Origin of the sequence: Bradyrhizobium sp. UFLA03-84 (assembly GCF_002289535.1) — a bacterium.
Taxonomy (GTDB): domain Bacteria; phylum Pseudomonadota; class Alphaproteobacteria; order Rhizobiales; family Xanthobacteraceae; genus Bradyrhizobium; species Bradyrhizobium viridifuturi.
In genome coordinates this window covers 1,321,129-1,341,367 of record NZ_NSJY01000014.1, presented here as the reverse complement: position 1 = coordinate 1,341,367, position 20,239 = coordinate 1,321,129, and the positions used below count along the sequence as shown (strand labels likewise).

9 protein-coding genes and 1 pseudogene are annotated in these 20,239 nt (G+C 65.7%); 4 read left to right on the top strand and 6 right to left on the bottom strand.

Going from position 1 to position 20,239, the window contains the following annotated elements; genetic code table 11:
- Positions 1-78: 78 nt before the first annotated feature.
- A complete protein-coding gene (gene hspQ, locus CK489_RS27905; RefSeq protein WP_050406639.1) occupies positions 79-411 on the top strand; it encodes a heat shock protein HspQ in 333 nt (110 codons plus the stop codon).
- A 29-nt stretch (positions 412-440) separates the two neighbouring features.
- On the opposite strand, the pseudogene CK489_RS27900 reads toward hspQ, so the two are convergent.
- Positions 441-1,723, bottom strand: a pseudogene (locus CK489_RS27900) (MFS transporter).
- A 383-nt stretch (positions 1,724-2,106) separates the two neighbouring features.
- Positions 2,107-2,943, bottom strand: a complete 837-nt coding sequence (locus CK489_RS27895) for an invasion associated locus B family protein (protein WP_050630777.1) — start codon at positions 2,941-2,943, stop codon at positions 2,107-2,109.
- A gap of 395 nt (positions 2,944-3,338) precedes the next feature.
- Here CK489_RS27895 and CK489_RS27890 point away from each other — a divergent pair, with 395 nt between their 5' ends.
- The 3 genes from CK489_RS27890 (at position 3,339) to CK489_RS27880 (ending at position 7,978) form a co-directional block, all read left to right on the top strand.
- A complete protein-coding gene (locus tag CK489_RS27890; protein ID WP_095734681.1) occupies positions 3,339-5,075 on the top strand; it encodes an extracellular solute-binding protein in 1,737 nt (578 codons plus the stop codon).
- 16 nt (positions 5,076-5,091) lie between these two features.
- Entirely contained in the window at positions 5,092-6,645 is a 1,554-nt protein-coding gene (locus CK489_RS27885; RefSeq protein ID WP_095734512.1) for an AMP-binding protein, read from the top strand.
- A 106-nt stretch (positions 6,646-6,751) separates the two neighbouring features.
- Positions 6,752-7,978, top strand: coding sequence for a nucleotidyl cyclase domain-containing protein (locus tag CK489_RS27880; protein WP_050630778.1), 1,227 nt, complete (start codon positions 6,752-6,754; stop codon positions 7,976-7,978).
- Positions 7,979-8,081: 103 nt separating this feature from the next.
- On the opposite strand, the gene CK489_RS27875 is transcribed toward CK489_RS27880, so the two are convergent.
- The 4 genes from CK489_RS27875 to CK489_RS27860 form a co-directional block, all read right to left on the bottom strand.
- The gene (locus CK489_RS27875) at positions 8,082-13,988 is read right to left on the bottom strand and encodes an AIDA repeat-containing protein (protein ID WP_095734511.1); all 5,907 of its coding nucleotides are present in this window, start codon (positions 13,986-13,988) and stop codon (positions 8,082-8,084) included.
- Positions 13,989-14,393: 405 nt separating this feature from the next.
- On the bottom strand, positions 14,394-16,124 hold the full coding sequence (locus tag CK489_RS27870) for a caspase family protein (protein WP_095734510.1): 1,731 nt from the start codon (positions 16,122-16,124) through the stop codon (positions 14,394-14,396).
- Positions 16,125-16,388: 264 nt separating this feature from the next.
- Positions 16,389-19,907 carry a transcription-repair coupling factor gene (gene mfd / locus CK489_RS27865; RefSeq protein WP_095734509.1) on the bottom strand — a complete coding sequence of 1,173 codons (3,519 nt, stop codon included), beginning with the start codon at positions 19,905-19,907 and terminating at the stop codon, positions 16,389-16,391.
- On the bottom strand, positions 19,904-20,194 hold the full coding sequence (locus tag CK489_RS27860; RefSeq protein WP_095734508.1) for an FAD assembly factor SdhE: 291 nt from the start codon (positions 20,192-20,194) through the stop codon (positions 19,904-19,906). The genes mfd and CK489_RS27860 overlap by 4 nt, the downstream gene beginning before the upstream one ends.
- Between the last annotated feature and the right edge of the window lie 45 nt (positions 20,195-20,239).

Below are 20,239 nucleotides of genomic sequence, written 5' to 3'. Positions count from 1 at the left end.
GTCTGGAATCGGTAAACCGTGGGTTAATTCGAAGCTTAGCCCCTAGCATCGGCCACAATGTTGGTCTATCGACGAACCATGATCAAAGCACGCACCGCCAAATTCCAGATCGGGCAGATCGTCCGTCACCGGGTGTTCTCCTTCCGGGGCGTGATTTTTGATATCGACCCGGAGTTCAACAACACCGAGGAATGGTGGCTGTCGATTCCCGAGGACATGCGGCCGCACAAGGACCAGCCGTTCTACCATCTGCTCGCGGAGAACTCGGAGACCGAGTACGTCGCCTATGTCTCGGAGCAGAACCTGCTGCCCGATGATTCCGGCGAACCGATCCGGCACTCGCAGGTCGCGGAGATCTTCATCAAGGACAAGTCGGGCGGCTATCGTCCGCGCAATCCGTCGCTGAACTGACCCGCGGCACCGCGGCCCGGCCGGCCGCCTCATACCCCGTCACGCTTGGCCAGCGCCGCCGCGATCGCCCAGACCACAAACCCCGCCAGCGCCAATCCGGCGCCGACCAGGCCGGTCGAGGTCCAGCCATAGCCCGCCGCGACCGCCATTCCGCCGAGCCACGGCCCCAGCGCGTTTGCGGTGTTGAATGCGGAATGGTTGAGCGACGCAGCCAGGCTCTGCGCCTCGCCCGCGACGTCCATCAGCCGGGTCTGCAGCACGGTGGCGAGCGCGCCGCCGAGTCCGATCAGGAAGACATCCGCACTCAGCGTCCAGAAATTCAACGCCGCCAGCGGATACAGCGCCAGCGTCGCCGCCGACCACAGCAACAGCCCGCCCGCGGTCGCCATCAACGCGCGGTCGGCAAAGCGCGGCACGATGATGTTGCCGGCGGTGAGGCCGGCCCCGAACACGCATAGCGTCACCGGCACCAGCGCCGGAGAGGCGTGCGTCACCGCCAGCATGGTCGAGGCGAGATAGGTGTAGACCGAGAACAACCCGCCGAATCCGATCGCGCCGATCGCCAGCGTCAGCCAGACATGCTTGCGCCCGAGCGCGGACAGCTCGCGGAGCGGGCTCGCATTGCTGTTGGCGACGTCCCGCGGCGCGAACAGCAGGACCAGGATGGCGGTGAGCAGCGCGAGGCCGGCGACGATCGCAAACGCCCAGCGCCAGCCGATCGCCTGCCCCACCCCGTTGGCGAGCGGCACGCCGATCGTCGTCGCAATGGTGAGGCGAGCAGGACGCGGCCGACCGCCGCCGTGCGCTTGTCCATCGGCACCAGCGAGGCCGCGACCAGCATGGCGATGCCGAAATACGCGCCGTGCGGCAGCCCGGCGAGGAAGCGCAGCACCAGCATGGTGTGATAATCCGGCGCGAGCCCCGAGAGGCCGTTCATCAGCGCGAAGAAGCCCATCAGCGCGATCAGCAGCGTCCGCCGCGTCATACGCGCCGACAGCACGGCGATCACAGGCGCGCCCACCACGACGCCGAGCGCATAGGCACTGATCGCGTGGCCGGCCTGGGGCTCACTGACGTGCAGGTCGTGGGCGAAGAACGGCAGCAGGCTCATGGTCGCGAATTCGGCGATGCCGATCGCAAAGCCGCCCATCGCCAGCGCGAGGTGGACGATGCCCGGATGAAACGCGCCGGGAACATTGTCCTGGTCGAGGCGGCCACCCGCATCGGCCGCAGCACGGCCGCTCGGCGGCAAAGCCTCGTTCTTTGGCCGGGAGAGCGGTTCCCGCCGCTGCTTGCTGACTTGCTGGGACATTGGCGACTTCCATGACTGCGAACGAGCTTGCGGCCCAGGCAAGGTCCGGTCGCATCGCGCCATCATCGATCGGCACAGCGGCCAGGATCCGCGGAAGACCACGCGCGCGTGGTTGCGCAACGAAGGCGCGCTTGCCGCGCTTCGCCTGGCCTCCCGTGACGGATTTATGATTGTGCTTCGACGCCCGAGGACTTGTCCGGACAAGGCAATGGTGATGCGGCTTGGCGCGATCGATTTGCCTCACGCGACCATCGCACACGACCTGTGCAATCACCAGCGCTGCAGGCTGCCATCAGCCAGTCCGTATCGCATGACAAAAAAGGCGCCCTTCCGGGCGCCTTCTGATTTGCGATGATCTCGCGATGTCGTGAGCGCTTGAACGCTTACTTGGCTGCGGGGTTGGCCGGAGCCGGCGTCGCACCAGCCGCGCCGGCGCCTTCCAGCTTCTTGCGCTGCTCTTCGGCGCGCTTCTGCAACTCTTCCTGCAGCTTCTTCGAGTTTTCCTCGAACACCTTCGGATCGGTCGGCGGGCCGTCGAAGGCCTTGGCGAATTCGGTGTTGAGCGGCAGCGGCAGCGTCAGCGGCGCGCCGTTCGAATTGATCGCCTGGACCACGAGGTTCTGGCCCTTCTTCATGTTGGCGATCAGCTCGGGCGTTGCCTCATAGTCGGACATGCAGCCGTTCTGGAAGCAGATCACGTAGGGCGCCTGCTGCGGCGGGTTGTTGTCGACGATGATGCGGGTGCCGTGCACGAGCTGCATGCCGAGCGGCAGCGTGACGCGCAGGATCTTCTTCGGCTCGCCTTCCGGCTCGATGATCACGGCGGCGATGACCGGCTGGCCGGACTCGATGCGGCCGTCCTTGCCGGTGAAGCACACCTGCTTGGCGTTGGCTTCCTGACCCTTCAGACAGAACTTGGTCCAGGGAGCGTAGATGAGCTGGATCTGCTGATCCTGGGGCGGCTGCTGGCCGGCAGCCGCAGCGGGCGGCGCACCTGCGGCCGGTGCCTGGGCTGCGGGCGCCGGGGCCGCCGGAGCCGCCTTCGGAGCTGCCTTGGGTGCCGCCTTGGGCGCAGCCTTCGGTGCCGCGGGCGCCGGCGCTGCCGGCTGCTGGGCCTGAGCGGCAGGAACCAGGAGCGCTGCAGAGAATGCCGTCGCCGCCATCAGGGCAACAATTCGCCCATGCGGCCGGACCGGGGCGGCCAAGATACGGAAATTCATTGCGGAAAACCCTTTCTGAACGGCAGCGCCCGAAACCGCTGCAGGCGCCGACACATAGCCGTTTGGGCGGCTGTCTCCTAGTCAATTGAGGCGGATACGTGACAGGCGTTCCCGCCTTCGAATTGCACGCCTTCAATACAGCGGCGCGCGGAAAGATCAATGCCGACAAGCGCATTTGCGCCTATGTGACGACGAGTTTCAGCGGCCTGTGATAAACCTCGGCCGTGACGTTTCGCGAATCAAATCCGGCGCCTCACGCACGTGTTCCCGGGCACGGTGGGCGCGCCGCACTGGCCGCCATCCGGCTCGCCTTTGCATTCTTCCTGGCATTCGTCCCGGCGCTGCTGACGGGCGCGTTGGCCCCCGCGGCGGCCGCCGAGAGCCAGGCGATCGCGATGCACGGTGCACCCGCGCTGCCGGCCGACTTCACCCATTTGCCCTATGCCAATCCAGACGCCCCCAAGGGCGGCCGGCTGGTCCTGAGCCCGCGGGAGGGCACTTTCGACAGCCTCAACCCCTTGATTGTCAGGGGCCTCGCCGTGCAGCAGCTGAGGGGCTACGCCTATGAGCGCGGCTATGTCTACGAAAGCCTGCTGGTGCGGAACAATGACGAGCCATTCACGCTCTACGGCCTGCTCGCCCGCAGCGTCGAGACCGACGACGCCCGAAGCTATGTGACATTCCATATCGACCCTCGGGCGCGCTTCTCCGACGGCCACGAGGTCACCGCCGACGACGTGGTGTTCTCGCTCGAGCTGCTGCGCGATCACGGCCGTCCGCTGCATCACCAGTATTATTCGAAAGTCGCAAAGACCGAGGTGCTCGACCCGCTCACGGTGCGGTTCGATTTCGGCGGCGTCGCGGATCGCGAGTTGCCGATGATCCTCGGCCTGATGCCAATCCTGCCGCGCCACGCCACCGACGTCTCCAGATTCGAGGAGACCACCTTGGCGCCGCCGATCGGCTCCGGCCCGTATCGCGTGACGGCGGTGAAGCCCGGCACCAGCGTGACCTTCACCCGCAATCCCGATTACTGGGGTCGCGAGTTGCCGGTGAATCGGGGCCTCTGGAATTTCGACGAGATCAGGCTCGACTACTACCGCGACGCCAACGGCCAGTTCGAGGCGTTCAAGCGCGGCCTCTATGACTTCAGGACCGAGCCCGAGCCGCTGCGCTGGCACGATGGCTACGATTTCCCCGCAGCCAAGAGCGGCGAGGTGATCCGCGAGGCCATCAAGATCGGCACGCCGCAACCGTCTGAATTCCTGGTGTTCAACACCAGGCGGCCGAAATTTGCCGACGTCAGGGTGCGGCAGGCCCTGCTGATGCTGTTCGATTTCGAATGGATCAACCGCAACTACTATTTCGGACTCTATTCGCGCTCGGGCGGCTATTTCGCCGGTTCGGAACTGTCCGCCTATGGTCGCCCCGCCGACGATCGCGAGCGCGAACTGCTGAAGCCCTATCTGCCGCACATTCCGCCTGACATCCTCGAAGGCCGCTATCACCTCCCCGTCACCGACGGCTCGGGGCGCGACCGCACCATCCTTCGCGATGCGCTCGCGCTGTTGTCCGAGGCGGGCTACGCGCTCGACGGCACGGTGCTGAAGCAGCGTTCGACCGGGACGCCGCTCCGCATCGAGATCCTGGTGACGAGCCGCGAGCATGAGCGGATCGCCCTCGCCTACCAGCGTGACCTGAAGCGCGCCGGCATCGACGCCGCGGTGCGGGTGGTCGACGCGGTGCAATTCGAGCAGCGCAGGGTCGCTTATGACTACGACATGATCCCCATCCGCTGGGACCAGTCGCTGTCGCCCGGCAACGAGCAGTGGTTCTACTGGGGAAGCCAGGCCGCCGATGTGCCGGGCACCCGGAATTACATGGGCGCCAAGGATTCCGCGATCGACGCCATGATCGCGGCGCTGCTGGCGGCGCGGGAGCGGCCGGCCTTCGTCTCGGCGGTGCGGGCACTGGACCGGGCCCTGACGTCGGGCTTCTACGCTATCCCCCTATTTAACTTGGGAGAGCAATGGATCGCGCGGTGGAATCGGATAGAACGGCCTTCGACCACGGCGCTGACGGGCTACCTGCCGGAGACTTGGTGGCAGAAGCCCGGCGCGCAATCCAGATGATGCGAGCGCACGCCGTATGATCTGGTCCGATCGAAGCGATGCAACCGACGTTGAACCCTTGAACCAGTCGATCACCTCGCCAACGCTCGACACGCTGTTCAAGCGCACGCTGGCGCGGCAGCCCGAGGCGCTGGCGCTGGTCGATCCGCTCAACAAGCAACGCATCACCGGACAGACCCGCAAGCGCCTGACCTACGCGCAGGCCGACCGCGCCATCACCGCGATTGCAGCCCATTTCGTCGAGATCGGATTGCCGGCCAATACGGTGATCGCGGTTCAGCTTCCCGGTACGGTCGAGTTCGCCCTGACACTCCTCGCTGCCCACCGGGTCGGCCTCGTCGTGGTGCCGTTGCCGCTGCTGTGGCGGCAGGCCGAGCTGACGTCGGTGCTCAACCGCACCGCTGCGCGGGCGATCGTCACCTGCGGCAAGATCGACGGCGTCTCCTATGCCGACATCGCCATGAACGCTGCGGCCGAAGCCTTCTCCATCCGCCACGTCTGCGGCTTCGGCACCGATCTGCCCGAAGGCATGTCGTCGCTCGACGAGGCGATCCTGCAGGACTCCCGAACCACGCGTCGCATGATCGAGGATGGCCGCAAGCCGGCGCTGATCTCCTTCGACGTCACCAGCGACGGCTTTCGTCCGGTGCCGCGCGCACATTTCGGCCTGATCGCCGGCGGGCTCGCGATGTCGCTGGAGAGCGACCTGCCACAAGGCGCCACCATCATGTCGGCGTTCGCGCCGATGTCGTTTGCGGGCATCTGTGCGTCGCTGGTGACCTGGCTGCTGTCGGGCGGAACGCTCGTCATGCATCACCCGTTCGACGAGGAGACGTTTGAAGCCCAGTTCAAGGATCACGGCTGCGACACGCTGATCGCGCCGGCGCAACTCGCGCTAAAGCTCGACGAGCAAAGCTTGTCGGAGCGGCTGCCCACCCTGCGCAACGTGATCGGCCTGTGGCGCACGCCGGAGCAGGTTGCCTCCAGTGCGCATTGGACCTCGCGGCGGGTGACCATGACCGACGTCTATCTGTTCGGCGAGGCCGGGCTGTTCGGCGCCCGCCGCAGCGCCGAGGACGGATCGCCGGCGCCGATCAAGCCGGGTCCGCACAGCGCGCCGCGCGAGGCGCCCGGCGCATCGATCGCCGGCGAGATCCTGCTGACCCCGAAAGGCACGCTCGGCCTGCGCGGCCCGATGGTGCCGGTCGCCGCCTATGCGCCGCCGCCACCTCCGGGCGACAGCCTGATCGCGCCGCCGCCGCGCGATTACGTCGACACCGAATACGCCGCGCGGCTCGACCGCGTGACCGGCGCCGTCAACATCACCGCCCCGCCGTCGGGGGTCATGACGGTCGGCGGCTACCGTTTCCTTGCCCAGGAACTGCAGGAATGGTCGCGCCGGCTCGGCCAGGGCGCATTGTTGACGGCATTGCCGGACCGCCTCAGCGGCCACCGGCTCGCCGGGCGGGCCCAGGACAATGCCCGGGCCCGCGACGCCCTCACAGAACTTGGGCTTAACCCGTTGATGGTCGAGGCGTTTCGCGACCGTAGCGGCACCGGGACGCCCTAAAATCTTATCATTGCGTTAGTCTTAGCATTGTGTTGACGCCGCATTAAGCCATGCCAACTAGCATCGCAGCCGTTGCTGTTCTTAAGCATTGGTTTCGAGCGTTCGAATGTCTCAACAAGGTCCGGTTCTCATCGTCTCGGCGTCGGCAAAGCCGCCGTTCGCCGCGGTCCTCGATGAGACCAAGCTGTTTCCGGTCGTCGTCACTGACTGGAGCGAGGTCGGGCGCGCCATCGAGCAGGTCAAACCGGCGGCGATCATCGCGGCCGCCGAGGGCGTCGACTTCGTCACCCTGTCGGGCCTTGCCAAGCGCGCCGCCGCCCGCGCGCCCTATCTGCCGCTGATCGCGGTCGATCCCGCGACCACCCTGCCCGATACCGTGATCGCGTTCTTCCAGCACAAGGGCATGCCGGATCGCCTGGTCGCCCGGCTCAACGCATCCCTACGCGTTCGCGCGCTGCATGCGACCGTGATGCGCCGCCTGGTGCCGCCGGCGCCGATCGCAATGTCCGATATCGATCCGGTCGGAGAGGCCACGGCGCTCCTGATCGGCCGTGGCGGCGCCTATCCGGCGCTGTCGGTTGCGCTCGGCGAACGCGCCGGCGTGGTTGGCGCGCTCAGCATCGAGGCGGCTGCAAAACATCTCTCCAACCGCGACATCGACGGCATCGTGCTGGCCGAGGGCTTCACGCCGCGTGTGATGGATGCGTTCCTGACGGTGCTGACCGAGGACGTTCGCTTCCGTCCATTGCCCGTGATCGTCGCATCCGGCGAGCTCACGCCGCGCTACGAGCTGCCCAATCTGGAGATCGTCACGGCCGGGCCGACCCGCGTCGCCGACATGGCGCTGCCGATGATCCGGCAGCATGCCTTCGAGGCGCGGCTCGGCCGCATGCTCAAGGCGATCGACGCCAAGGGCCTGATCGATCCCCGCACCGGCCTGCTCACCAAGGCCGCGTTCGAGCGCGACTTCGCGACCGCCATCTATCACACCGCCGAGCGCGGCGGCGCGATCTCGGTGGCCCGCTTCACCTTCGACAACGCGCAACCGCGTGCGCAATTCGACGGCGCGCGGATCATCAGCCGGCTGATGCGGCAGGCCGATTTTGGCGCTGTCTATGACGACCGCTCGCTGGTCGTGGCGTTCGCCGGCACCGACCTGCGCAACGCGCAGGCGATCACGCGGCGCCTCGCGAGCGTGATGCGCCACACCCAGAACGGCCGCCGCGACGTCAGGGCCGAGCCGGCCGTCAGCGTTGCCACGCTGCTGCCGACCGATTCCGCCCAGTCGCTGCTGGGACGCCTGTTCGCAGCACCGGAGCGCGCGGCGTCGTAACAAGCTCTTTAGCGCCTATCTGTTGTTGCGATCGCTGCGCAGGTATCGCCGGCCGGCGAAGCCGCCTTATCTGGGCGGCTTCGCATGCCTGTCCTTCGCGCCCTCACGCGTGCTGCGGTTGCGCCAGCTGGCTGACCTGCGTCGCCGGCGGATCGACAACCAGGGTACCGCCATGGCCGTCGCTCGAGGTCGTGAAGGTCGAGGCCATATAGTTGCCCAGCAGCGCAATGCTCGCCGTGACGGTGCCGTCCGTCACCGTGAGCGTTCCGTTCGTGCTGGTTCCGCTGAAGCTCGGCGTTTGAACGTTCGCGAAACTGATATTCGCGAAATCGATCGCGTCCGAACCCGTCATCCCGGCGACGGTGCCGTTGAAGCTCGCCGAATTATCGAGCTTCAGCGTTCCCGTCGAACCCAGGAACGACACGGCGGCGTTCGAAGCCCCCGGCAATTCCAGGGTAGCGCCCGTTGCGATGCTGGCGCTGCTCGGGCTCTCCCCCGTTACGTTGAAGGACTGCCAGGCCCCCCACGCAGTGCCGTCATAGGCCCGGATCCAGAGCTGGTCGGTGCCCGAGCCGGCCTGATAGGTCGCCTGGGAAAGCTGCGCCGCGGTGACGTCGATCTCGGTATTCGCCGGCTCGTTGATGCCGCCGACGTTCCAACGTCCGTTCGTGTTGGAATCCCACAGCGCATACTTCGTGATGGGATCGCCGTCGGCGTCCGTCGCCGTGACGAGGTTCGCGGCAGCAAAGGTCTGCCCCGAGACCGTCACGACGTTGGCGACCGCGACCGTCGGCGCCTGGTTCGTCGCGGTGGCCGTGAAGGCCGTCCAGCTGCTCCACTCGCTGCCATCGTTGGCCCGCACGTAGAGCGTATCCGACGGCGAGCCGCCGGGACCGAACACGTAGCTGACCTGTGACAGGTTCGCCGCCGCGACATCGATCTCGGTGCTGGCGGCCTGGGCGACGCCGTTGACCACGAAGTGGCCGTTGCCGCCGGTGTCCCAGAACGCGTACTGGGTCATCGTATCGCTGTCGGCGTCGGTGACCGAGAACAGGCCGGTCGCTGCGACCGAATGGTCGTGAATTCCGCTGACATTCGCCGCCGTCACGACCGGAGCATGGTCGGGCCCCGGTGTTGCCGTGAACGCAGCCCAGCTGCTCCACTTCGATCCGTCGTTGGCGCGCACGTAGAGCGTGTCCGACGGCGAGCCTCCGGGACCGAACACGTAGCTGACCTGCGACAGGTTCGCCGCCGAGACATCGATCTCGACATTGGCGGCCTGGGCGACGCCATTCACCACCCAATGGCCGTTGCCGCCGGTGTCCCAGAACGCGTACTGGGTGATCGCATCGTTCTCGGCATCGGAGACCGAGAACAGGCTCGAGGCGAGCGCCGAGAACTGGCCGTGGTTGGCGGTCACGTTCGCTGCCGTCACCACCGGGGCCGTATCGACCCCCGGCCCTGCGGTGAACGCGGCCCAGGTGCTCCACAGGCTGCCGTCATTGGCCCGCACATAGAGCGTATCCGGTGTCGAGCCACCGGGCCCGAACACGTAGCTGACCTGCGACAGGTTTGCCGCTGAGACATCGATCTCGGTGTTGGCGGCCTGGGCGACACCGTTGACCACCCAGTGACCGTTGCCGCCGGTGTCCCAGAACGCGTACTGGGTAATCGCATCGTTCTCGGCATCGCTGACCGAGAACAGGCTCGAGGCGAGCACCGAGAGCTGGCCGTGACTGGCGGTCACGTTCGGTGCCGTCACCACCGGGGCCGTATCGACCCCCGGCCCTGCGGTGAACGCGGTCCAGCTACTCCACGGTGATCCGGCGTCCTTCGCCCGCACGTAAAGCGTATCGGACGCCGAGCCGCCGGGGCCGAACACGTAGCTCACCTGCGACAGGTTTGCCGCCGCGACATCGATCTCGACATTGGCGGCCTGGGCGACGCCATTCACCACCCAGTGGCCGTTGCCGCCGGTGTCCCAGAACGCATACTGGGTGATCGGATCGCTCTCGGGATCCGTGACCGAGAACAGGCTCGAGGCGAGAGCCGAGAACTCCCCGTGATTGGCGGTTACGTTCGCTGCCGCCACGACCGGCGGATCATCGATCCCCGGTGTTGCCGTGAACGCAGTCCAGCTGCTCCACAACTGCCCGTCGTTGGCCCGCACGTAGAGCGTATCGGGCGTCGAGCCGCCGGGACCGAACACGTAGCTCACTTGTGACAGGTTCGCCGCCGCGACATCGATCTCGGTGTTGGCGGCCTGGGCGACACCATTGACCACCCAGTGACCGCTGCCGCCGGTGTCCCAGAACGCATACTGGGTCATCGTATCGTTGTCGGCATCGGTGACCGAGAACAGGCTGGAGGCAAGGACCGACACCTCCCCATGCGTCGCCGTCACGTTCGGCGCCGTCACCACCGGAGCGGTGCCGTCTACCCACGTTGTCGAGAAAGCTGTCCAGCCTCCCCACAACATCCCGTCGCTTGCGCGCACGTACAGCATGTCGGGCGCCGAGCCGCTCGGACCGAACACGTAGCTCACCTGCGACAGGTTCGCCGCCGAGACATCGATCTCGGTGTTGGCCGCCTGGGCGATACCATTGACCCCCCAGTGACCGTTGCCGCCGGAATCCCACAAAGCATATTGTGTGATTGGATCGCCGTCGGGATCTGTCGCCGAGAAGATACTCGTAGCCGGAACCGAAAGCTGCGGGTGCTGTCCTATGAGGTTTGCTGCCGTCACGACCGGAGCCCGATCGGGCCCTGGTGCTGCCGTGAACGCGGTCCAGCCGCCCCACAACGTTCCGTCGTTCGCCCTGATGTACAACGTATCAGGCGTCGACCCGACCGGACCGAAGACGTAGCTCACCTGCGACAGCTGCGACGCGGTAATGTCGATCTCGGTGTTGGCGGCCTGGGCGACACCATTGACAACCCAGTGGCCGCTGCCGCCGGTGTCCCAGAGCGCGTACTGGGTCATCGTATCGGGATCCGGATCGCTCACCGTGAACAGGCTTGACGCGGCAACCGACGTTTGGGCGTGCGTCGCAGTGACGTTGGCGGCTATCACGGTCGGCGGGGTATCGACGAACGCCTTTGCCGTGAATTGAGTCCATCCGCCCCAGAGCGTACCGTCATTGGCCCGCACGAAAAGCGTATCGGTCGAACCGCTCGGACCGAACACGTAGCTCACCTGCGACAGGTTCGCCGCCGTGACATCGATCTCGGCGTTGGTGGGCTGGACGGCGCCGTTGACGACCCAGTGGCCGTTACCTTGGGTATCCCAGAACGCGTATGTGACGATGGGATCGCCATCGGCGTCCGTGGCGCTGAAGAGGCTGGAAGCCAGCGCAGCGCTCTCACCCAGGGTCGCCTGCATGTTGGACGCGGATGTCACCGGCGCGCTATCGGCACGCGTCGTGAGCAGCGTGCCGGTGCCGGAATCCGCGCCGACACTGAACCGCACGCCAGGCGTCTGATCAAGCTGCAGGTCGAAGGAGGAAGCCCCCTCCGTGACGTGCAGGACATTGCCCGCGAGCAAGGTCGCCGAGCCGCCCGATACGAAATTGAGGCCCGCCAGATCGATGCTGTCGCCCCCAACCAGCCCGCTGATGGTCGTGCCGGACAAGGACGTGCCGTCGATCTTGAGCTGCCCGCCGGAGCCGCTGAAGGTGATGCCGCCGCTTGCGATGCTACCGGCCTGCAACTCGACCTGGCCGCCGGAGATCGTCACCGGACCGGTCGACCCGCCGGAGGAAACGAGTTCGGTGCCGCCGGCAAACACCGTCACGTTGCTGGTGGCGGCCCCGGCCACGTTGAACGTGCCGCCGCTGGAGACGGCAACATGGTGGGCGGTCGCGCCGGACAGAACGTTCAATACGCCGCCGCTGCTGACGGTCGTGTGGTCGATCGCGCCTCCCGACGACACGTTGACCATGCCGCCCGAAATCCCGGTTCCCGAGCCGGTCACGCCGGTGACCACGCCTCCGGAGAACACGTTCTCGATGCCGCCGGCAAACACCGCGACATTGCTCAGAACCATTCCGCCGACGTTGAAGATGCCGCCGCTCGAGACGGAGATATGGTCCACCGTCGCGCCGGACGAGACATTCAGGTCGCCGCCACTGAAGACGGTCGCATATTCGAAAGAAGCTCCGGAGAGAACGTCGACCAACCCGGAAATTGCGGTCCCCGAACCGGTGACGCCGGTGACCGAGCCGCCCGCAGAGACGATTTCGTGGCCGCCACCCTGAATGGTGACATTGCTGGTGATCTTGCCCTGCACGTTGAGCGTGCCGGACACGTTGATCATGCTGGCCGAACCTCCGGCCAGCACGTTGAGCGTCGCGCCGGCTGCGACGGACGTTCCGGTGCCGACCGTGCCGCTGATGGTCCCCTGGATGACGCCACCGGACGAGACGTTCTCGACGCCGCCGCTCGACACCAGAATCGTATTGGACGTAGTCCCGGTCACGTTGAGCATGCCGCCCGCCGAAACCGTCGTGCCGGTGGCAAACCCGCCAGCCAGCACGTCGAGCGTTCCCCCGGAGACGAGCGTTCCACTGGCCCTGCCGCCGCTGCCGACATACATCGTCGCGCCGCTTGCAATGACGGCACTCGTATCGCTGCCCGCAACCGTTTCGGTACCGCCGGACGAGACAGTCGTGCCCGTGTCACTGCCGCCATTACTGACGGTCAGAAGCCCGCCGCTGCTGACGGTGGTGCTGACCGCCGACCCGCCGGAGGCAACGAACATCGAACCGCCATTGAGCACGGTGTCGCCGGTGTCGCTTTGGCCGCTCGAGACGGTGTAGGACGATCCGCTGCTCACGGTCACCGGGGAGCTTTGGCTCATCACCGTGCCGCCGTTGTTGGTCAAGCCCGTGACACTGCCGCCGGCAATCACAATCAAGGTGCCGCCGCTATTGACCGTGATACCGCTTGCGGTGCCGCCGGACGAAACGACTTCGGTGCCACCGGAGCTGATTACTGTGCTGCTGGCGATGCCGCCAGCCATCACGGTCTCGGTGCCGCCGGCGCTGATCACCGTGCTCCTGGCGATGCCGCCAGATGAAACGATCTCGGTACCGCCGGAACTGATCACCGTGCTGCTGGCAACGGGGCTGTACGGGCCGCCGCCCCACACGATCTGTTCACCGCCCGCGATCAGCGTGGTGGAGATCGCCGTTGCGCTGCCGCTATATTGGCCGCTGCCGACATATTGGATGCTGCCGCTGCCGGTTACTGTCGTGTCGACGGCTGTGCCTGTTGCAATATAATTATATGGCGCAACAAGCTGGATTCCACCGCTGGTGATGGTGGTATTGCTTGCGACACCATGACCGGCGCTTCCGAAGGCGGCATAGCCGATCCACTGCGTTCCGCCCGCGATTGTCGTGCTGGTTGCAACGCCGCCCCCAAGGAATCCGACGATCTGTTCGGAACCGCTTTGGATCGTGGTGTTGGACGCGAGTGCGCTGCCCACGAAGTTGTTGTTGTATGTGTCGGAGACGTATTCGTATCCTCCGTTCTCGATCAAGGTGCTGATCGTGGTGCCGCCCCACATTTGTTCGTTGCCGCCACTGAGGGTGGTGTTGATGGTTGTGCCGTTGAATAGTCTAATCCCGCCGCTGCCGACCGTGGTGTTGCTTGCGGTCGAGCCACTGTAAACGGCCATTAAGCCGCTATTGATGGTCGTTCCAATCGCCGTTCCAGTTCCGGTCGCGTTTGACGGAGTGGTGCCGAGGACCACACCTCCACCACCGTTGACCACGGCGTTGACGAGGGTGCCCAGAACGTAAATCTGCCCGGCGCTATTGGAAGAACCACTGGAGGTCGTGTCGCCGACATCCGTGGCGCCGGAGGAAACAACGACGGCACCAAAATCGACGGTGTTGCTGATATAGCCGCCGTTCAGCACGTAGAGCGTGCCGCCGTACTGGACTGTGTTGTTAGTCTGTGTGTCGGACACAGAAACGGTGCTGCCGCTGGCAACGTTCACACCCATAGACCCCTCCCCGGAAATAGCCGATCTCGAAATCCAATTAAGTCTGCCCGGCCGTTGGCCCACTGCCGAGCCCCTGGCCTTCTGGCCTGCCGACAGCGGAAGCAAACGCCCGCAAGCCCGCGCCAATCCACTTGGCGCGAACTCTTGATCATTGAGCTTTGGAGAGCAGTTGAAGTGCTGGCGAGACGCGAACCAGATTCAAGATGCTACGTCATCCAAAATATAAAAGCCGGTCTGAATAAAAAACACGATCAGCTTACGATTCGTCGAAAAGCCGTCAAGATCCAGTTGGCTTAAAGTTCAACGTTCCCCCGCCCGTTGTTCACACTGTGGAACCGTCGCGCCCTCCTGGGATCTTCGGTTCCACTCTGAGACCAATCCGCGAAGTGAAGATCGTTTCGATCTTCAGCACCAGGCCCATCTGCAGCCGACGAAGCGGTAGTAGTAGATCCTGCGCACGTGATGGACGCCAGACGCGCGTCGCGGCCCGCTCGCATTCAGCTGCTTTGGCACGTTTGGATCCTGGCTGCCCGGATCGACCTGGACAGCCCGGCGCCGCAACTCGGCGGCCTTGGCGGCATCGGGCGCGCCGAGCAATCCCCGCTCCTGCATGACGGCGAGGTATTTGAGAGAAAATCCGTCGTTGAGATCGGCCGCCTGCTGAAAATATTGCGCGGCCGTGGCGTAGTCGCGCGGCGTTCCCTTGCCGTAGAAGTACATCAAGCCGGTCTGGGCGAGCGCGAAAGGATCACCCGCCTCGATTGCCTTCTGATAGAGCTCGAGCGCCCTCGCCTCGTCCTTCTTGACGAAATTGCCATTGGAATACATTGCGCCGAGATTGCTGATCGCGCCCGGCTCTCCCGCTGCGGCCGCCTTGCTGAACAGCTCGAAAGCGCGCGGCATGTCCTTGACGACCCCGCGCCCGGTCGCGAAATAGACCCCGAGCTTGCCTTGCGCCGGTGCGTAGCCGGCATCCGCGGCCTTGGCCAGATAGCGCTGCGCGACCAGATAGTTTTTCGTTCCGCCATAGGCGAGGCCGAGCAGAAATTCGAGCCGCGGTTGATCGGGATTGGCGCGCAGCGCCGCCTCGCAGATCGGGATCGCGGCCGCGAAATCATGCGTGTTGTCGATTCTCAATTGCTCAGGGCTGGCGAATGGCGGCGCCGGTGCGGCCGCGCGCTCGCAGTCGCCATCAGGGCCGCCGGCGGCAAGCGGCGGTGTCTGGGCTGCGACGCGCTGCGCGTCGGCTTGTGGCGTCACCGGCGCTGCGCCGGCGGTCGCTTGCGCCACATCGCCTGCCGCCGATAGGGCTGAAGGAGCCGGTTGCGCCGGAGTGGAAGTCGGCGAGGCTGTGGTGACCGGAGACGGCGCTCCCGCCAGATAGACGTCGCCGACCAGGGAGGAACTGTCCCAGGGCGTCTGCTTCTGATCAGTTGCCGCGAGCACGTCGCCGCGAACCCTCGACAGCATCTGGCGCACTTCGATGCCGGGTGTCGCGATATGCTTCAGCAGCGCGGCAGTGAATGGCGAATTTCGCCCGGCACCGTCGAGCGCGACGTTGTTCGGCTGCGTCGAATAGACGATCAGCGAGCCCTGCCCGCTGGCATCGACGCGGCCGAGCCCGCGACTGGGCGCCGCGCGACTACCACGCGCGAGCTTCTCGAGAAAGGGATTGTTGCGGCAAGCGTCGAGGATGATGATGTTGGCCCGCCCCGTCCCCTCCATCTCTTGCTGGATGTCGGTCAGGTTCACGGTGCTGAAGCGCACATCCGCCGGCGTTTCGATTTTCGCGTCGACCGGGACCAGATAGTTTTCGCCGTTCATCTGCAGGCCGTGACCTGCGTAGAAGAACAACGCGACGTCGGCTCCGCTCAGCCGCGCGGAAAAATCCCGTACTGCGTTAGCCATGGCGTCCCGGGTCCCGTCACGCGCTTCGATCACGGTGAAGCCCATGCCGCGCAAAGCCGTCGCGAGATCGGCTGCGTCATTGGCGGGATTATCGAGGGCGGGAACGGCCTGGTATTTGCTGTTGCCAAGCACCAGCGCCAGGCGGGTGCCGGCGAAGGCCTCGATCGGCAGGATGGTCAACGCAAGGCAAAGCCCGATGAAAAGCAACCGGCAATGGAGTTGATGCATCGTACTTGCTTGTGGCCTTTAGTACCGACTGCGAACGACTTTGAGATGCAAACCATACCGGCAACACGCTTGCCCGTCAAAACTCTGACCCAACACGACGTTGTGTTGAAACCAAAGGCGCTTGAAGATGACCGCTGGCGTGTGCACGGAACCGCACACACAGCATCGTTCAGTTCACTCATGACAAAATCAGCACGCGATGTGTGATCTCTGCACAGTCGCGCCAGCGTGTGCGCCAAACCGGTTGGCGCCGCGAGCAACCTCTCACGCCGCCTTCTTGCTCTCGGCGAGGTTGGCGAGCTGGCGCAGGATCTCTGTCGTGCCGGCGAGCCGCTCTTCCGGCGTGTCCCAGTCCTGGAAGAACACCACCTTCATGTCCGGCCGCACCTTGGCGGCCTGGCCGTGCTGGCGGATGAACGTCACCAGCCGCTCCGGATGCGCAAAGCTGTTGTCGCGGAATGCGATCACGGCGCCCTTCGGACCGGCATCGACCTTGCCGACATTGGCGCGGCGGCAATAAGCCTTGATCGCGGCGACCTTGAACAGGTAACGCACCTCGTCCGGCAGCACGCCGAAGCGGTCGCGCATCTCGGCGGCGAAGGCATCGATGTCCTCGTCGGTGTCGAGGTCGGCCAGACGGCGATACAGCGACAGCCGCACGCTGAGATCGTTGACGTAATCCTCGGGGATCAACACCGGCATGCCGATCGTGATCTGCGGCGACCAGCGGTCGGCGGCGGGCTCGGCGACGCCGGCCTTGAGGTTGACGATCGCCTCCTCCAGCATCGACTGGTACAGCTCGAAGCCGACTTCCTTGATATGGCCGGACTGCTCCTCGCCGAGCAGATTGCCGGCACCGCGAATGTCGAGGTCGTGCGACGCAAGCTGGAAGCCCGCGCCCAGTGTCTCCAGTGACTGCAGCACCTTGAGCCGCCGTTCCGCCTGCGCCGTGATCTTCTGCTGCGCCGGCAGCGTGAACAGCGCATAGGCGCGCAGCTTGGAGCGGCCGACGCGGCCACGCAGCTGGTAGAGCTGGGCGAGGCCGAACATGTCGGCGCGGTGCACGATCAGCGTATTGGCGTTCGGGATGTCGAGACCGGATTCCACGATCGTGGTCGAAAGCAGGATGTCGTATTTGCCGTCGTAGAACGCCGACATGATGTCCTCGATCACGGTCGGCGGCATCTGGCCGTGGGCGACCGCGACCTTCATCTCCGGCACGTTCTTGTCGAGGAAATCCTTGACGCCGGCGAGGTCCTCGATCCGCGGCACGACATAGAATGCCTGCCCGCCGCGATAACGCTCGCGCAACAGTGCCTCGCGGATCATCAGGGGATCGTGCGGCGCGACGAAGGTGCGCACCGCGAGACGATCGACCGGCGGCGAAGCGATGATCGACAGCTCGCGGACGCCGGTCAGCGCCAGCTGCAGCGTGCGCGGGATCGGGGTCGCCGACAGCGTCAACACATGGACCTGGGCGCGGAGCTGCTTCAGCCGCTCCTTGTGGCTGACGCCGAAATGCTGCTCCTCGTCGACGATCAAGAGGCCGAGGTCCTTGAACTTGATCGCCTTGCCGAGCAGCGCGTGGGTGCCGACGACGATGTCGACGCTGCCGTCGGCGAGCCCCTTCTTGGTCTGGTTCAACTCCTTGGTCGACACCAGCCGCGACGCTTGCGCGACATTGACCGGGAAGCCCTTGAAGCGCTCAGTGAAGGTACGGGAATGCTGCCGCGCCAATAGCGTAGTCGGCACCACGACCGCGACCTGCCGGCCCTCCAGCGCCACGGCGAAGGCCGCGCGCAATGCCACCTCGGTCTTGCCGAAGCCGACGTCGCCGCAGATCAGCCGGTCCATCGGGCGGCCGATCTCGAGGTCCTTCAGGGTCGAGGTGATGGCCCCAAGCTGGTCCTCAGTCTCCTCATAGGGGAAGCGCGCGCAGAACTCGTCGTAGACGTGCGGCTGCAGCGGGAATTTCGGCGCCTCGTGCAGCTGCCGCTCGGCCGCGATCTTGATCAGCTCGCCCGCGATCTCGCGGATGCGGTTCTTGAGCTTGGCCTTGCGCGCCTGCCAGCCGCCACCGCCGAGACGATCGAGCTCGACATTGGCGCTGTCGGAGCCGTAGCGCGACAGCAGCTCGATATTCTCGACCGGCAGAAACAGCTTCGTCTCCGCCGCATAGTGCAGCTCGAGACAGTCATGCGGCGCGCCGGACACTTCCAGCGTCTGGAGGCCGACGAAGCGGCCGATGCCGTGCTCGACATGGACGACGAGATCGCCGGTCGTGAGGCTGGTCACCTCCGAGATGAAATTGTCGAGCTTGCGGCTCGCCTTGCGCGGCCGCACCAGGCGGTCGCCGAGAATATCCTGCTCGCTGATGACGGCAAATTCGTCGGTCTCGAAGCCGGACTCCATGCCGAGCACGGCCAGCATGGTCTCGTTGCGCGGCGTTGCCTGCACGATCCGCCAGGTGTTGACGCTGGTGGTGTTGAGCAGCTTGTGGTCGCGCAGCATCGCGCCCATGCGGTCGCGCGAGCCCTCGCTCCACAGCGCGACGATGACCTTCTTGCGCTGTGATTGCAGCGCGCCGATATGGCCGACCACGGCCTCGAACACGTTGACATTGCTGTCGGCACGCTCGGGGGCGAAATTGCGGCCCTGCCGCGCGCCGGCGTCGAACAGGTCTGCGGTGCCTTCGGGCACCGCGAACGGCGTCAGCCGCGCCAGCGGCACGTCGCCGAGCAGCTTGGTCCATTCGGCTTCGGTCAGATAGAGCTTGTCCGGCGGCAACGGCTTGTAGATCGCGCCGCTGCCCGGATGCTCCAGCGCCTCCCGCCGTGCGTCATAGTAGTCGGCAATCTGCGTGAAGCGCTCGCGCGCGGCGTCCTCGCCCTGCGGCTCGATCGCGATGGTTGCGCCGTCGAGATAATCGAACAGCGTGTCCATCCGCTCCTGGAACAGCGGCAGCCAGTGCTCCATGCCGGGATGGCGGCGTCCCTCGGAGACCGCTTCATAGAGCTGGTCATCGCGCTCCGGCGCGCCGAACGCCGCGACATAGCCCATGCGGAAACGACGGATGGTTTCGGTTGTGAGCTGGAACTCCGAGACCGGCACCAGGTCGAGCCCGCGCATGTCCAGATGCGTGCGCTGGGTCTCCGCATCGAAGGTGCGGATCGATTCCAGACTGTCGCCGAAGAAGTCGAAACGCACCGGCTGGTCGAGGCCGGCCGGATACAGATCGAGGATGCCGCCGCGGACGGCGTATTCGCCGGGCTCGCGCACCGTGGAGGAGCGCGTGTAGCCATTGTGCTCCAGCCAGGCCACGACCGAATCCATCGGCACCACATTGCCGGGTGCGACCGACAGCGCCTGGGCGGCGACCTGGTCGCGCGCCGGCACCCGCTGCACGACGGCGTTCACCGTGGTCAGCACGATCAGCGGCTTGTCGGAGCCCGTCAGCCGCGACAGCTTCGCCAGAGCCGTCAAGCGCTGCGCCAGGATACCGGAATGCGGCGAGACGCGGTCATAGGGCTGGCAGTCCCAGGCCGGGATCTGCATGACCGCGATATCGGGGGCGAAGAACTCCAGAGCGCGGGCGAGCTGCTGCATCCGCGCGCCGTCGCGGCAGACCACGGCGAGGCTGACCGCCGGCCGCTTCGGCTGCGCGGCGATGGCGCGCGCCAGATCGGAGATGACGAGCCCCTCGGCGCCCTCGGCGACGTTGGCAATGGTCAGCACCCGACCGGGCGCGAGCATCGCGGCCGGCGATTTCATCGGCTGCTTCATGCGCTGGGATCCGCGACCCGGAACGCCTTGATGCGGGCAAACAGCGCGGTCGCATATTCCGCCGGCAGCACCTTGTCGCCGGTCAGCGCGGCGTAGAGGTCGGGATCCGGAACCTCGATCAGATGCTCGAGCTCACCGAGCTCCTGATCGGACAGCTCGCCAATGGTCGCGTCTGCGAACCGGCCGAGGATCAGGTCCATCTCCCGGGTGCCGCGGTGCCAGCAGCGAAACAGTAGCCGCTTGCGGCGGTCATCGAGCCCCTGGCTCGATCGTGTCGATCCCGTCATGTCCCAAAATCCGTTCAACGCGAAAAGCCCGGACGTGCCGGGCGG